The organism is Methylobacterium phyllostachyos (genome assembly GCF_900103445.1).
GTDB lineage: Bacteria > Pseudomonadota > Alphaproteobacteria > Rhizobiales > Beijerinckiaceae > Methylobacterium > Methylobacterium phyllostachyos.
Window position 1 is genome coordinate 307462 of sequence record NZ_FNHS01000006.1, and the last position, 14717, is coordinate 322178.

General features: G+C 67.9%; 18 protein-coding genes. 11 read left to right on the forward strand and 7 right to left on the reverse strand.

From position 1 onward, the window contains the following. Positions 1 to 22 precede the first annotated feature (22 nt). On the forward strand, positions 23 to 1099 hold the full coding sequence (gene ribB, locus BLQ49_RS12085; protein ID WP_091716213.1) for a 3,4-dihydroxy-2-butanone-4-phosphate synthase: 1077 nt from the start codon (positions 23 to 25) through the stop codon (positions 1097 to 1099). 8 nt (positions 1100 to 1107) lie between these two features. Here the strand turns inward: ribB and BLQ49_RS12090 are convergent, their stop codons facing one another. Continuing rightward, on the reverse strand, positions 1108 to 1725 hold the full coding sequence (locus BLQ49_RS12090) for a LysE family translocator (RefSeq protein WP_091716114.1): 618 nt from the start codon (positions 1723 to 1725) through the stop codon (positions 1108 to 1110). A gap of 126 nt (positions 1726 to 1851) precedes the next feature. Continuing rightward, positions 1852 to 2781 carry a histone deacetylase family protein gene (locus BLQ49_RS12095; RefSeq protein ID WP_091716115.1) on the reverse strand — a complete coding sequence of 310 codons (930 nt, stop codon included), beginning with the start codon at positions 2779 to 2781 and terminating at the stop codon, positions 1852 to 1854. Between the two features lie 181 nt (positions 2782 to 2962). Between BLQ49_RS12095 and BLQ49_RS12100 the strand changes: the two genes are divergently transcribed. The 9 genes from BLQ49_RS12100 (at position 2963) to BLQ49_RS12140 (ending at position 9610) form a co-directional block, all read left to right on the forward strand. Continuing rightward, positions 2963 to 3541 (forward strand): L,D-transpeptidase, encoded by a 579-nt coding sequence (locus BLQ49_RS12100; RefSeq protein ID WP_091716117.1) that lies wholly within the window; start codon positions 2963 to 2965, stop codon positions 3539 to 3541. A 162-nt stretch (positions 3542 to 3703) separates the two neighbouring features. Beyond that, the gene (locus BLQ49_RS12105; RefSeq protein ID WP_091716119.1) at positions 3704 to 4144 is read left to right on the forward strand and encodes a hypothetical protein; all 441 of its coding nucleotides are present in this window, start codon (positions 3704 to 3706) and stop codon (positions 4142 to 4144) included. A gap of 100 nt (positions 4145 to 4244) precedes the next feature. Next, complete coding sequence (locus BLQ49_RS12110; protein ID WP_091716120.1) at positions 4245 to 6248, forward strand: acetyl-CoA carboxylase biotin carboxylase subunit; 2004 nt, start codon at positions 4245 to 4247, stop codon at positions 6246 to 6248. 17 nt (positions 6249 to 6265) lie between these two features. Continuing rightward, positions 6266 to 6496 (forward strand): hypothetical protein, encoded by a 231-nt coding sequence (locus BLQ49_RS12115; RefSeq protein ID WP_091716122.1) that lies wholly within the window; start codon positions 6266 to 6268, stop codon positions 6494 to 6496. A gap of 139 nt (positions 6497 to 6635) precedes the next feature. Next, positions 6636 to 7067: a gamma-glutamylcyclotransferase family protein gene (locus tag BLQ49_RS12120; RefSeq protein WP_091716124.1), complete on the forward strand. Its 432-nt coding sequence runs from the start codon at positions 6636 to 6638 to the stop codon at positions 7065 to 7067. 146 nt (positions 7068 to 7213) lie between these two features. Continuing rightward, the gene (locus BLQ49_RS12125; protein ID WP_091716126.1) at positions 7214 to 8062 is read left to right on the forward strand and encodes a formate/nitrite transporter family protein; all 849 of its coding nucleotides are present in this window, start codon (positions 7214 to 7216) and stop codon (positions 8060 to 8062) included. A 54-nt stretch (positions 8063 to 8116) separates the two neighbouring features. Continuing rightward, on the forward strand, positions 8117 to 8401 hold the full coding sequence (locus BLQ49_RS12130) for an acylphosphatase (protein ID WP_091716127.1): 285 nt from the start codon (positions 8117 to 8119) through the stop codon (positions 8399 to 8401). 148 nt (positions 8402 to 8549) lie between these two features. Next, positions 8550 to 9311: a DUF599 domain-containing protein gene (locus BLQ49_RS12135; protein ID WP_091716129.1), complete on the forward strand. Its 762-nt coding sequence runs from the start codon at positions 8550 to 8552 to the stop codon at positions 9309 to 9311. Continuing rightward, complete coding sequence (locus BLQ49_RS12140) at positions 9308 to 9610, forward strand: DUF3253 domain-containing protein (RefSeq protein ID WP_091716130.1); 303 nt, start codon at positions 9308 to 9310, stop codon at positions 9608 to 9610. Before BLQ49_RS12135 ends, BLQ49_RS12140 begins: the two co-directional genes overlap by 4 nt. On the opposite strand, the gene BLQ49_RS12145 is transcribed toward BLQ49_RS12140, so the two are convergent. The 5 genes from BLQ49_RS12145 to epmA form a co-directional block, all read right to left on the reverse strand. Then, on the reverse strand, positions 9553 to 10374 hold the full coding sequence (locus tag BLQ49_RS12145) for a YdcF family protein (RefSeq protein WP_091716215.1): 822 nt from the start codon (positions 10372 to 10374) through the stop codon (positions 9553 to 9555). The two genes, BLQ49_RS12140 and BLQ49_RS12145, sit on opposite strands and share 58 nt — an antisense overlap. 5 nt (positions 10375 to 10379) lie before the next feature. Further along, a complete protein-coding gene (locus tag BLQ49_RS12150) occupies positions 10380 to 11030 on the reverse strand; it encodes an RraA family protein (RefSeq protein WP_091716132.1) in 651 nt (216 codons plus the stop codon). 94 nt (positions 11031 to 11124) lie between these two features. Beyond that, positions 11125 to 11736 (reverse strand): glutathione S-transferase family protein, encoded by a 612-nt coding sequence (locus BLQ49_RS12155; protein WP_091716134.1) that lies wholly within the window; start codon positions 11734 to 11736, stop codon positions 11125 to 11127. 2 nt (positions 11737 to 11738) lie between these two features. Beyond that, positions 11739 to 12794, reverse strand: a complete 1056-nt coding sequence (locus tag BLQ49_RS12160; RefSeq protein ID WP_091716135.1) for a lysine-2,3-aminomutase-like protein — start codon at positions 12792 to 12794, stop codon at positions 11739 to 11741. After that, the gene (gene epmA, locus BLQ49_RS12165) at positions 12791 to 13846 is read right to left on the reverse strand and encodes an EF-P lysine aminoacylase EpmA (protein WP_091716216.1); all 1056 of its coding nucleotides are present in this window, start codon (positions 13844 to 13846) and stop codon (positions 12791 to 12793) included. Before epmA ends, BLQ49_RS12160 begins: the two co-directional genes overlap by 4 nt. 240 nt (positions 13847 to 14086) lie before the next feature. Here epmA and efp point away from each other — a divergent pair, with 240 nt between their 5' ends. Next, positions 14087 to 14653 carry an elongation factor P gene (efp, locus tag BLQ49_RS12170; RefSeq protein ID WP_091716137.1) on the forward strand — a complete coding sequence of 189 codons (567 nt, stop codon included), beginning with the start codon at positions 14087 to 14089 and terminating at the stop codon, positions 14651 to 14653. Positions 14654 to 14717: the final 64 nt, after the last annotated feature.

The following is a 14717-nucleotide window of genomic DNA, read 5'->3' on the forward strand; positions in this document are numbered from 1 at the left end:
TTCCAACGTCTCGAGAATGCCCGTGCCACACTGCACCGTTACTGAGGCCATCGCGGCCTTCGCCAAGGGCGAGATCGTCGTCGTCACCGACGATGACGACCGCGAGAACGAGGGCGACCTCGTCGTCGCGGCCTCGCTCTGCACGCCGGAGAAGATGGCGTTCATCATCCGCAACACCTGCGGCATCGTCTGCGCGCCGATCACGCAGAGCGAGGCGCGGCGGCTGCACCTCGCGCCGATGGTCGCCTCGAATGATGCGCCGCTCGGCACCGCCTTCACCGTGACGGTTGATGTGAAGCACGGGCTGACCACAGGAATCTCGGCCGAGCAGCGCTGCAATACGGTCCGGGCGCTGGCCAACGGCAACATGGGCGCGGGCGACTTCGTGCGCCCCGGACACGTCTTCCCCCTGATCGCCCGGGATGGCGGCGTGCTCATGCGCTCGGGTCACACCGAGGCCGCAGTCGACCTCTGCCGCTTGGCGGAACTGCCCCCCGTCGGCGTGATCTGCGAGCTCGCCAACGACGACGGCACGGTGATGAAGGGGCCGCAGATCGAGGCTTTCGCCGAGAAGCACAAGCTCAAGCAGGTCTCGGTGGCCGATCTCATCGCATACCGGCAGGCTCGGGACCGGCTGGTAGAGCGGGTCGGGCATTTCCCCGTCCGGTCGAACCATGGCGACTTGAATGCCTACGTCTTCTCGACGCCCTTCGAGACGATCCAGCAATTCGCCTTCGTGATGGGGGAGATCGGCGACGGACGCGACGTGCTGGTGCGCCTCCACCGCTCCAACGTCGCGGCCGACGTGATCGGCGGCGGCAAGCAGATCGACGCGGTGCTGAAGCGCTTCGCGGCGGCCGGGCGCGGGGTGCTGGTCTATCTCCGCGACGGGACAGCGGGCGTCCCGGTGAAGAGCGTCACCGACGAGGGCACGGAGGCCCTGCGCGCCCGCCAGTGGCGCGAGGTCGGCCTCGGGGCGCAGATCCTGCGGGACCTTGGTGTGGTCTCGTTCCGCAATCTCGCGACCTCGTCGCGCGCCTATGTCGGCCTGTCGGGCTTCGGCATCGAGCACCTGGGCGACGAGCCGCTGGAGGCGTAAGCGGCCCGTCAGGCGCGGCGCGCGACCGTCCAGATCGCGGCGCCCGCCATGATGGCGGCGGCGCTGCGATTGAGCCGCCGGTGGAACGCGGCCGTTTGCAACGCATGCCGCGCCCGCGACGCCAGGGCAGCATACGGTGTCATCACCGCAACCAGGACGAGGGCCGTAACGGCGACGAGCACGGCGAAGTCGCTCAAGCTGACGGCCCGCAGATCCAGGAGGGTCGGCAGCACCGCGAGGTAGAAGACGATCGTCTTCGGGTTGGCGAGCGTGACAGTGAGACCGGCGAGGAAGCTCGCGAGGGGGCGGTCGGCACTGCGGCTTGCCACGGGCTGCGCTCGGGCCGCGGCGCGCCAGAGATGGATCGCCAGATAGCCAAGATACAGGCCGGCGCCGATCCGGACCACAACGAACACGTCGCCGAGCGCCTCAGCCACGCGGGTCAGCCCGAACACGGCGGCCGCCAGGAAGGTCAGATCGCCCAGCATCAGGCCCGCGGCGAACGCCATTCCGGCCCAGAAACCCGAAGCCAGCGCCCGGGCGACGAGAGCCACGACCCCCGGGCCCGGGATTGCGGCCGCGACGCCCAGCGCCAACGCGTAGGCCAGGAAACCGGCCATCGTCATCGCGCAGATCCTGGCCGACGGTTGGCGGCCGGCGACATGAAGCGGCTCAGCGCTGACATGATCCTGATTCCCCCGAAAGCCCGAGGCTACGGCGGGATCCGGCGCCCTCGCAACCGTCGCTCGTGCTTACCGCCCCATCAGCGCGTCGACATGCGCGGCGGTCGACTTGGCGAGACCTTCGAGGCTGTAGCCGCCTTCGAGCACCGAGACGATGCGCCCGCCCGCGCAACGTTCCGCCAGCTCCATCAGCCGGCGCGTCGCCCAGGCGAAATCCTCGGCTTCGAGCCGGAGATTCGCCAGCGGATCGAGGCGATGGGCGTCGAACCCGGCCGAGATCACGATCACATCCGGCCGAAACATTTCCAGGCGCGACAGGATGCCGGTCTCGAACGCCTCGCGAAACACTTCACCATCGTCGTTCGGCTGCAGCGGCACGTTGACGATTGTGTCCTTGTCGCCCCGCTCCGAGGCCGCGCCGGAGCCGGGAAAGAGCGGCATCTGATGCGTCGAGCAGTACAGGACGGAGCCATCATCCCAGAAGATGTCCTGGCTGCCGTTGCCGTGGTGGACGTCCCAATCGACGAGCGCCACACGCCCGGCGCCGTGCTTCGTCTGGGCGTAGCGGGCCGCGATGGCCGCGTGGTTGAACAGGCAGAACCCCATGGACCGGGTCCGCTCCGCGTGATGGCCGGGCGGCCGCATGGCCACGAAGGCGTTGCGGCACTCGCCCGCAACGACGGCGTCGACGGCGTGCGTTGCGCCGCCGATCGCGCGCAGCGTCGCCTCCAGGCTGCCGGCGGACAGGACCGTGTCGGAATCGATCCCGACCATGCCCTCTTCCGGTACCGCCGCGACCAGCGCGTCGACGTAGCTGCGGGGATGGGCGAGGGCCGCCATCTCCAGATCCGCACGGGGCGCCGAGGCCCGCACGAGGCCAGCAAAGCGTTCATCCTCAAGGGCGCGCTCGACCGCCCGCATCCGGGCCGGCCGCTCCGGATGGCCCTCGGGCACGACGTGATCGAAGCTGGCGGGATGGCTCACGTACAGTGTGGTCACGACGGTCGCTCCCGGGTCCGATCCTGTCGCGCGCCTGCAACAGGAGCCGGCAATGTGCCACGGTCGCAACGCGCGGACTACGGCCGCGTGCCCGCCACGATTAGGCTTGGTTCGATTGTCTTCAGATTTTCCCAGTCACCGAACGGTCTTCGGTGCGGGATCGAACGTCGAGCCCGGCCGCATGCGCATCGTCCCGATCATCGTCTGTGCCGGTCTCCTGGCGGGCTGCACCTTCAAGGGCGTGCCCGACCCGGCCCTTTCCGCGCGCGACGCGGAATTCATGGCGCTCGTGCCGGATGCAGAGTTCGATCCGCACTTCGCCCGGTACGAGATCAGCGATCCGACCCATGAGCCACCCGGCACCATCGTGGTCGAGACGAAGGAGCGTCAGCTCTACCTCGTCCAGCATGGCGGAAAGGCGCTCCGCTACGGCGTCTCGGTGGGCGACGAGGCCTACGGCTGGACCGGTCAGGCGACCGTCGACCGCAAGGCGGAATGGCCGGCCTGGAATCCACCGGCCGAGATGATCAAGCGCTGGCCGCATGTCCACGCCATGCAGGGCGGCCCGATGAACCCGCTGGGCGCCCGCGCCCTCTACCTGTCGGATCACGGCAAGGACACGCTCTACCGGATTCACGGTACCAACGAGCCGGAGAAGATCGGGCAGGCGGTCTCGTCGGGCTGCATCCGCATGCGCAACATCGACGTGGTCGACCTCTACAATCGCGTGCCTGTGGGCGCGACGGTCATCGTTCGGTAACGCAACCGGTCAACGTCCCAATAAGCCTGCTTGCTTGGGGGGTGTTTACCTGAACTTCCGTTCAGATCTGGCCATTAACTTCTGGCAGGGAAGCCGTCCCGTAAGTTGAAGACACACAGGGACTAGCGCCGACCGCAGCAAAGGTCGGGGAGGCAGGCGACCATGACCATGATTTCCGTTCAACAGTTCTGCAACCATGCCGTTTCGACCGGCACGATCAGCGACGAGGACCTGCTCGTCCTCAAGCGCGAGGTTCTCCCCGAAGGCCTGATGACCCGCGAGGAGGCCGACCTGCTGATCGCCCTGGAGCGCGCGGTCATCGGCTCTGACGCCTTCGCCGACTTCCTCGTGGCCTTGGTCGTCGATTTCGCCGTGTGGGGCACCCGGCCGACCGGGTACATCGACCGTGACGTGGCCGCCTGGCTCGCCGCTTCGCTCAGCGGCCGGGATGGTCCGAGCCCGGTCGGTGCGCGGATCGCCATGGAGATCGTCCGGGAAGCTCAGGGCAGCGCCGAATCGCTGATGGCCTTCGCCCTCGAAGCAAACCGCCGGATCCGCGACGCCGTCCAGCCCGCGCGCATGAGCTTTGCACTGGCGGCCTGAGCCTCCGACAAAGGCGCAGCTTCCGTCTGTCGCGCAACTGATCTATCGGGACAGTCAAGCCGGTGCGCAGTCCGGCGATCTCGGAAGCAGTGCGCCAGCGATGTTCGACAAGATCCTGATCGCCAACCGGGGCGAGATCGCCTGCCGGGTCATCAAGACCGCCCGGAAGATGGGCATCAGGACCGTAGCGGTCTACTCGGATGCCGACCGCGACGCCGTGCACGTCGCCATGGCGGACGAGGCCGTCCATATCGGTCCCGCTGCAGCGGCAGAATCCTATCTGGTCATCGACAAGATCGTCGAGGCCTGCAAGCAGACCGGCGCCCAGGCGGTCCATCCCGGCTACGGCTTCCTCTCCGAGCGCGAGGCCTTCCCGAAGGCGCTCGAAGCCGCCGGCATCGTGTTCATCGGGCCGAACCCGGCCGCCATCGCCGCCATGGGCGACAAGATCGAGTCGAAGAAGGCGGCGGCCGCCGCCGAGGTCTCCACCGTCCCAGGCTTCCTCGGCGTGATCGAATCGCCCGACCAGGCCAAGCAGATCGCCGACGAGATCGGCTATCCGGTGATGATCAAGGCGTCCGCGGGCGGCGGCGGCAAGGGCATGCGCATCGCCCACTCGGCCGACGAGGTGGCGGAGGGTTTTGCCCGTGCCAAATCGGAGGCGGCCTCCTCCTTCGGCGACGACCGCGTCTTCATCGAGAAGTTCATCACCGATCCGCGCCACATCGAGATCCAGCTGATCGGCGACAAGCACGGCAACGTCGTCTACCTCGGCGAGCGCGAGTGCTCGATACAGCGCCGAAACCAGAAGGTGATCGAGGAGGCGCCGTCACCACTCCTCGACAAGAAGACCCGCCGCAAGATGGGCGAGCAGGCGGTCGCGCTCGCCAAGGCGGTGAACTATGATTCGGCCGGCACGGTCGAGTTCGTGGCCGGGCAGGACAAGTCCTTCTACTTCCTGGAGATGAACACCCGGCTCCAGGTCGAGCATCCGGTGTCCGAGATGATCACCGGCCTCGACCTCGTCGAGCTGATGATCCGCGTGGCGGCCGGCGAGAAGCTGCCGATCACCCAGGACGACGTGAAGCTGAACGGCTGGGCCGTGGAGAGCCGCGTCTACGCCGAGGATCCGACCCGCAACTTCCTGCCCTCGATCGGCCGGCTGACCACCTACCGGCCGCCGGAGGAGGGCCAGCAGGGCAAGGCGATCGTGCGCAACGATACCGGCGTGGAGGAGGGCGGCGAGATCGCCATCCACTACGATCCGATGATCGCCAAGCTGGTGACCTGGGCGCCGAGCCGCGCCGAGGCCATCGCCGCGCAGGCCGAGGCGCTCGACGCCTTCGCGATCGACGGCATCCGCCACAACATCCCGTTCCTGTCAGCCCTGATGGCGCATCCGCGCTGGCAGGAGGGCCGCCTTTCAACGGGCTTCATCGCCGAGGAGTTTCCGGAGGGCTTTACCGCGCCGGCACCCGCGGGCGATGTCGCGCACCGCATGATGGCCGCCGCGGCAGCCATCGACCACAAGCTCAACCAGCGCAAGCGCGGCATCTCCGGGCAGATGCGCGCGCCGGGGCTGTTCGCCTTCGAGCGGGACCGCGTCGTGATCCTGGCCGGTCAGTCCTATCCGGTCACGGTGGTACCGGAGGGCGAGGATCTGCTGGTCACCCAGGATGACGGCAAATCCCTGACGGTGGCGAGCGCGTGGCGCCCGGGCGAGCCGGTCTGGATCGGCACGATCGGCTCCGAGCGGGTGGCGATCCAGGTGCGCAGCCTGCTCAACGGTGTGTTCCTGCAGCATGCCGGTGCGGCGGCCGAGGCCCGGGTCTACACGCGCCGCGAGGCCGAGCTCGCCGCGCTGATGCCGGTCAAGGAGCAGGCGGGCTCGGGCAAGCAGGTGCTCTGCCCGATGCCGGGCTTGGTGAAGCAGATCTTGGTGACCGAGGGCCAGGAGGTGAAGAATGGCGAGCCGATCGCGGTCGTCGAAGCGATGAAGATGGAGAACGTGCTCCGCGCCGAGCGGGACGCGACCGTGGGTAAGATCCACGCGAAGGAAGGCGAGAGCCTCGCGGTCGACGCGGTGATCCTGGAATTCGCCTGAGCCGATTCGCCGTCGTCGTGAGTGCGGTTCACAACGAGCAGACGAAGCTGCTGGCGACAGCACTGAATAATGTTGCCGTCGCCTACGTTGTCATCGGCTTCGTCACCCCGATGACGGCGGCAAGCTTCGGTGTCGCGAGCGCACCGGCGATGCGGATCGAGAATGCGGTCTTCACCGTCGTTTGGCTGTGCACGGGATGCGCACTACATTATGCGGCAAGGCGTGCCCTCCGGAGCATGAAGCCGTGAATTACGATTGGCTCTTCGTTACATTCGGCATCCCGGCGCTCACATTGGTGATTGCCTATGCTGCTGTGCGTGCGAACGAGCGCGCGGCGCGGCGCCTTGATCCCCCGGCGGGCGAGTAAGCAACGCCAAACGTCACGGCATGCCCCTCTACTTCGCCTACGGCGCCAACATGGATGCCGCCGCGATGGCTCTGCGCTGCCCGGTCTCGCGGCTGATCGGTAGCGGTCGCCTGCCGGGCTATCGCTTCATCATCATGCGCGAGGGTTACGCCTCGGTGGTGCGCGATCCCGCGCGCACCGTCTGGGGCGTGGTGTGGGAACTCGCCAGCGCCGACATCCCGGCCCTCGACCGCTACGAGGGGGTGGCGGGCGGTCTGTACACGAAGGCCGCACTGCCCGTCAGGTGTCCGGACGGCATCCGGCGCGCCCTGATCTATCTTGGCTGCTCCACCGCTCCAGGCCGCCCGAGACCCGGCTACCTCGACGCGGTTGTCGCTGCGGCGCAAGCAGCCCAGCTGCCGCCGCGCTACCTCCGAGAGCTCGGCAGCTGGTCGCGCGGCCTTCCGGCCTGATCGCTTCGCAACTGGTACGCGATATGCTTGCCCACGATTGAGCTGGCGGTCGAAGGGGCTGACCGTGCCCGGCCAGCTATCCGTGATTGCGTTGGACGTCGGCCGGTCAACGGCGATTGGCGTGCGTCCGCGAGGGAGAGTACCGCATGTCGTATCTGGCGCCCGCCGATTTCGTGAAGAAGGCCGTCGACGCAGGTGAGTCGAAGGTCTTCATGGCCACCAAAGACACCTTTATCCGGGCCTATATGGCCGGCGCGATCCTGGCGCTCGCCGCCGCTTTCGCGGTCACCATCAACCAGACCACCGGCCAGCCGCTTGTCGGCGCGCTTCTGTTCCCAGTCGGCTTCTCCATGCTTTACCTGCTGGGCTACGACCTGTTCACCGGCGTCTGCGTGCTCACGCCGCTCGCGCTCATCGACAAGCGCCCCGGCGTCACGGTGGCCGGCATCGCGCGCAACTGGGCATTGGTCTTCTTCGGCAATTTCGCGGGCGCGCTCACGACCGCGGTGATGATGTCGATCGTCTTCACCTTCGGCTTCGCCACCGAGCCGAACGCCGTCGGCAAGCTGATCGCCGGCATCGGCGAGGCGCGGACGCTCGGCTACGAGAAGTACGGGGCCTCCGGCATGCTGACGCTCTTCGTCCGCGCCATGATGTGCAACTGGATGGTTTCCACGGGCGTGATCGGCGCGATGCTGTCGACCTCGGTGCCCGGCAAGGTGATCGCCATGTGGATGCCGATCACAGTGTTCTTCTTCATGACGTTCGAGCACTCGGTGGTGAACATGTTCCTGTTCCCGTCGGCGATCCTCATGGGCGGCCACCTCACCGTCATGGACTACCTCCTGTGGAATGAGATCCCGACGCTGCTGGGCAACATCGTCGGCGGCCTCGCCTTCACCGGCCTGATGCTCTACTCGACCCACGTTCGGACCGGCGCGACGCGCCTGGCAGCCGTCGATTCGGGCGTGCGTCGCCCGATCGCCGCTGAGTGAGGCAATCCGGGTCCGCGCGTCCGGCGCGGACCCTCAAGGCAAACCTGGGCCCGCATGCACGCGATACGGACGGTCTCCGTCGTCATCCAGGGGCGGGTCCAGGGGGTGTCCTACCGCGTGTGGACACAGGGCGAAGCCCGCAGGCTCGGCCTCGCAGGCTTCGTACGGAACCGCGACGACGGTTCGGTCGAAGCGCGCTTCAGCGGAGCGCCCGAGGCGGTGGACGCGATGCTGACGCTGTGCCGGTCAGGTCCGCCCGGGGCGCGCGTGACAGACATGGCGGTCAACGATGGCGCGGAGGCTCACACCTCGCCAGGGTTCGAAATCCTGCGCAGCTGAGCCCCGGCCGTCCTCGGCGCGTCTGGTACAGCTGGGATCCGTCCCAGATATCAATACGCAGCGCTATCGTGCTCCTTCCGGCGGCTTCTGCCATGGCGCTCGGGCTGATAAGGAACGCAGCCCACCGCGATTTCGCCATCCCACGATCATGACCGACCTTCTCGCCGGCCGGGCCGCGTTCTCGCCGCTCGATCTCGGAGCGCTCCTGTATTTCATCGTCGCCTGGGTGGCGTACGGCCTCTCGGTCGGGCGGCTGCGGGGCCGGATGGTCTCGCTGAGCCAGATCATGAACGGCCATCGCTCCAACTGGGCGCGGCAGGTGATCGGACGCGACAACCGGGTGGTCGACACTCAGATCAACGCGTCCCTGCAGAACGGCACCGCGTTCTTTGCATCGACCTCCCTGATCGCGCTCGGCTCGGTCCTCACCCTGTCGCGCTCTGGCGACGACGTGCTGAACCTGTTCGCCACCCTGCCGTTCGGCATGCCGGCGAGCCGCCTGACCTGGGAGTTGAAGGTAGCCGGGCTTGCGCTGGTCTTCGTCTACGCCTTCTTCAAGTTCGCCTGGGCCTATCGGTTGTTCAACTATGCGGCTATCCTGCTCGGCGCGGTGCCGTCCAAGGGCTCAGGCGCGAGCGAGACCGAGATGCTGCGGGCGGTGCGCCGGCTCGCCGCCATGAATGTCAGCGCCGGGCGGCATTTCGCCCGCGGGCAGCGGGCCTTCTTCTTCGCGCTGGCCTATCTGGGCTGGTTCATCAGCCCCTACGTGCTGTTCGCCTCGACGAGTGCGGTTGTGGTCATCATGTGGCGGCGGCAATTCGCCTCCGAGATTCGCATGGCGTTGCTCGACGCGGGGGAGGGCCCCCACGAAGGTCCGCTCCTGGCTTCCTTGGAAGAGGCACGGATATGACCGACGCGAGACCGGACGATGCGGCGATCGAGGCGACGATGCTCGGCCTCGTCGCCGCGCGCGGCGCCCAGAAGACGGTCTGCCCTTCGGAGGTCGCCCGGGCTCTGGGCGGCCCGCATCCCGATGGCTGGGGGCCGCTGATGCAGCCGGTGCGTCGAGTCGCGGTGCGCCTGGCCCACGCGGGACGCATCGCGATCCTGCGCAAGGGCAAGCCCGTGGATCCCGACGACTTCCGCGGTATCTACCGGCTGGCCTTGCCCTCGGTCGGCTCCGGCGCAGGGAACCAGTCGGGCGTATAGCCTGCCCATCGATACACCACGAGGCCGATCCACTCCTTCACGGCGAGATCGAGCTGCAGCAGGCCGTCCGACGCGAAGCCGTTAAAGCGGGTCAGGTCGCCCCAGCCGCGCGTGCGATAATCGACCGGGAAGGCGTCCACCGTGAATCCGGCCTGCCGGAAACAACCGACGGCCCTGGGCATGTGCCAAGCCGATGTCACCAGAAGCCAGCGCTCCCCTGGCTTCGGAAGGACGAGGGCGGCCGAGAAGTCTGCGTTCTCATGGGTGTTGCGCGAGCGGTTTTCGAGGATCAGGCGGGTGCGCGGAACGCCGATCGCGTCCGCCTGCCGGCTGACGATGTCGGCTTCGGCGATGCCGCCGCCGATGAAGCCGCTGCCGCCCGAGAAGACCAACCGTGCCGCGGGGAAGCGCCGCGCGAGGTCGGCGAGATAGATCGGCCGCTCGCCGGCATCGTTGACCACGACCTGGGCCCGCGCCTCGGACAGGCCGGCCTCGATGCCGCCGCCGAGCACGATGATGCCGGCAGGTGCCGCCCCGTCCGTCGGGTAGGCGGGGAAACGCTGCTCCAGCGGCAACAGAAGCGCCTCCGAGAGGGGCGCCAAGCCGCCGACCGCGAGCCCGATGGTACCGAGAGCGGCGAGACCGATCCCGGTACGCCGGAGCCGCGTCGCCGAGAGAAGGAGCAACCCGGCCAGGGCGGTGAAGATCAGCGCATTCGATGGTGTGATCAGGAAGTAGATCGCCTTCGACAGCGGGAAGAACACGCTGTTCACACCGGTTTCGTTTCGGTTTGAAAGCGCGCCATCGCGGCGGCATCCGGCGGGAGAAGGTGCGCGAGGCTTTCACCCCGTTCGACCTCGCGCTGGATCCAGAGATCGAGCCGCTGCTGCTCGACAGCCTCCAGGGCGATCCGCTCGGCGATCCCGACCGGCAGGGCGACGATTCCACCCTCCGTGCAGACCACGATGTCCCCCGGGTGGATCGCGGCTCCGCCGCAGGCGACAGGCTGCTGCGTTCCGACCAAGGCGAGCGCACCGGTCCCGCGCGGCGGTGCGCTCCAGTTCGGCAGGCCGATCTCTTCCGTCAGGGCGGCGTCGGTGACCAAGCCCGCAGCACCCCGTTGGGCGAGCCGGGCCGACAGGATCGCTCCGAACGGCAGCGCCAAACCGGTCGCGGCGGCATCGATCACAACGACGGCGCCTTCAGGAACGGCATCGATGGCGGCCGCGAGATCGCCAGCGGCATCGTCGCGGGCCGGGATCATCCGCAGCGTGTAGGCGGTGCCGATCGCGCTATTGCTGCTGCGGGCCGATAAGCCCCTCGGGCTGAACGCCTTGACGCCGGCCCGCGTGAGGGCTCGGGCGAGGCTCGCCGGTGTCACGGCAGAGAGTGCGTCGCGCAGGGTCGGGTCGATCGCCATCGGGGTTCCTGAAAACGCCGGTCAGCGCCGGGTGCTCTACCAAGTCGTAGCTGCAAGTGGATCCGGGGCGCCCAACGGCAAGTCCGTCGGGATCTCAGGCGATAGGCTCGCCGAGGCAGCGGGCGGCTGCAGGACGAGCGGCGATGCGCGCATACCACCGGCGCAAAGCTGGGCGTTCGATCCGTTCGGCAGGCAGATTCAACCAGCGATGCGCCGCGCAGCCCAGCGCGATGTCGGCGATGCCGAAGCAGTCGCCGACCACGTAGTCCCGATCCGCCAGATGGGCATCAAGTATCGCCGCAAGGACTTCGGTCTTCTCCAGGGAGGCGGCGATGACGGTGCGGTCCGGCTCGGCAGACCGGAAGAGTTGCCAGAACGCATCGCGCATCGCCGGCGTGAAGGTGGTCGCCTGCCAGTCGAGCCACTGATCGATATGCGCGCGGGCGCGGGAATCCTGGGGCAGCGCCAGGGCCGGGCAGGTCATCGCCAGGTAGCGGAGGATCGCGTTCGATTCCCAGAGAACGAATTCATCCTCCTCCAGGGTCGGCACGAGGCCGTTGGGATTCCGGGCCCGGTATGCCGGGTCGGAGACGATCCCGTGGGCGCCCCCGGCCTCGATCCGCTCGTAGGCGAGCCCAGCCTCGTCCAGCGCCCACACGGCCTTCTGCACGTTGACCGAGGTGAGCCGTCCCCAGAGCTTACGCATCGTCAGCCTTCTTCCTCGAGGTGTGGCGGATAGGCGTGCTCACGCCCATCCGGATCCGTGACCGTCTGCCCGGCCTCTGTGTCTCGCAGGTAGCCGGGGCCGACCGGCACCTTGCCGTAGCCGCCCGGAATATCGAGCACGTAGGTCGGTTGCGCGAGGCCGGAGAGGCGCCCGCGCAGGGTGCGCATCAGGCTCTGACCGTCGGCAAGGCCGGTGCGCAGGTGGCTGGTGCCGGGCGCGAGATCCCCGTGGTGCAGGTAGTAGGGCTTGATCCGGTTCTCGACGAAGGTCCGCATCAGCGCCTCCAGGGTGACGGCATCGTCGTTGACGCCGCGCAGGAGTACCGACTGGCTCACCATCGGGATTCCGTTATCGACCAGCCGGGCGCAGGCGGCGCGAGCTGCTTCGGTAAACTCGCGCGGGTGGTTGGCGTGCAGCGCCACGAAGACCGCGCGCCTGAAGCCGTGCAGGGCGCGCACGAGGTCGTCGGATATGCTGCCGGGTTTGACCACCGGCACCCGGGTGTGGATCCGCAGCACGCGCACATGCTCGATGGCCGCCAGGCGCTGCGCGATGCGGCCGAGGCGTCTGGCCGAGAGCGCGAAGGGATCGCCGCCGGTGAGCACGACCTCCCAGATGCGTGTATCCCCGGCGATATAGGCCAGAGCCGCTTCGAGCTCTTCATCGCTCAAGGTCCCAAGCCCATTCGGGCCGACCATCTCCCGGCGGAAACAGAAGCGGCAATAGACCGGGCAGACATGCAGCGGCTTGAGCAGCACGCGGTCGGGATAGCGATGAACGATTCCGGTCACGGGCGCGTGGGCATCGTCTCCGATCGGATCCGCGCGCTCCTCGGGCGCGACCCGGACCTCCTCGACAGTGGGCACGAATTGTCGGGCGATCGGGTCGTCGGGATCCGACGGATCGATCAGCTCGGCCATATCGGGCGTCACCGAGACCGCGTAGCGGGCCAGCACCGCTCCCAGCCCCTCGGCCTCGGCGCGCGAGATCAGGCCGGAGGCGGCGAGATCTTCGGCACTGCGAAGGGCATAGGTCATGCCGGGGTCTCCACCACGGGGGTCCAGATTACGTCCTCGATGCGATTTGCGCCGCAGGCCAGCATCGCCAGCCGATCGAAGCCGAGGGCGATCCCGGACGCGTCGGGCATCACCGCAAGGGCGTTCAGGAAGTCCTCGTCGATCGGGTAGCGCTCACCGTAGACGCGCAGCTTTTCTGCCATCTCCACCTCGAAGCGGCGGCGCTGCTCGTCGGGGTCGGTCAACTCGCCGAACCCGTTCGCGAGCTCGACACCGCAGACATAGAGCTCAAACCGCTCAGCGACGCGGCCGTCATGCGGCGCCGGGCAAGCCAGGGCGGCCTCGCTCACCGGATACTCGCACAGGATGGTCGGTCGTCCGATGCCGAGATGCGGCTCGACCCGCGCGACCAGGACCCGCGAGAACAGATCGGCCCAGGTATCGTCCGGTGCGACCCGCAGATCCGCACCTTCCGCCGCGCGGGCGAGCGCATCGCGATCCGTTTGGCCGCTTCCCGCCACGGTAGCCAGAAGGTCGATCCCGGCGAAACGATCGAACGCCTCGGCCAGCGTCAGCTGCTCGGGGTCGGCATACGGGTTCGCGTCCCGACCGCGGAAGCTGAAGCGGCGCACGCCGGCCGTCGCTGCGGCGAGCTTCAGCAGCGCGGCACAGTCGTCCATCAGCCTGGTATAGGGCGCGCCGGCCCGATACCATTCGAGCATCGTGAATTCGGGATGGTGCAAAGGTCCGCGCTCCCGGTTGCGAAAGACCCGGGCAAGGGTGAACAGTTGCGTCTCGCCGGCCGCGAGCAACTTCTTGCAGGCGAATTCCGGCGAGGTGTGGAGATAGAGCGGCGCGCGCGCGCCACACGCGCCGAGGGCCTCGGTCGCGAAGGCCGCGAGATGCGCCTCGTTGCCCGGCGAGACTTGCAGGCAGGCCGCCTCGATCTCCACGAAGCCGTGCTCAGCAAACCACCCGCGGGTTGCCGCCAGCAGGCGGTTGCGCAGGATCAACGCCGGCCGGCGATCGGCATGGCGATCCGCCGCCCACCAGGGTGAGGCCGGTATCGTCACGCGGCGCCCCCGATACCGGGGTCGTCCCGACGCGGGCTGCGTGAGCCGGTCATGGGGGTCGGCAACATCCTCATCCTCGAGCCCGGGCTTCAAGGTCGCGACAGTATCGGTCAGCGGTTCGCATCGCCCGTTCGGCCGCCCGCTGGCAACCGGGACGCAGATGCGATAGTGGCGAGGTCCAAGATGCAGCGCCCGCGCTAGGCGCGTGCCGCCCCCCATGTCAATGCAGGACGCAATTCCGTGAAGGTGATCGCCTCAACGCTCCGCAAGGGCAACGTCGTCGAGAAGGACGGCAAGCTCTATGTGATCCTGTTCGCCGAGAACATCCATCCTGGCAAGGGTACGCCGGTGACCCAGCTCGACATGCGCCGGATCACTGACGGCGTGAAGGTGTCCGAGCGCTACCGGACGACCGAACAGGTCGAGCGCGCCTTCGTGGAGGATCGCGAGCATACCTTCCTGTACAGCGACGGCGAAGGGTTCCACTTCATGAACCCCGAGAATTACGAGCAGATTGCCGTGCCTGAGGACGTCGTCGGCGATGCCGCGCCGTACCTTCAGGAGGGCATGGCCGTCATGCTGTCCGTCCACAACGGCGTGCCCCTGACGATCGAGCTGCCGCAGCGCGTGACCCTCGAGGTCGCCGAGACCGAGCCGGTCCTGAAGGGGCAGACCGCCTCCTCGTCCTACAAGCCCGCCACGCTCTCGAACGGCGTGCGCACCACCGTTCCGCCACACATCGCGGCCGGGACGCGCGTGGTCGTCATGACCGCGGACGGGGCTTACGTCGAGCGCGCCAAAGACTGAGCGCGCCGCGCCGCCCGGACGACCAGGTTAACGTCGCCGCCCATTTGTCAGACAAATAATCGTC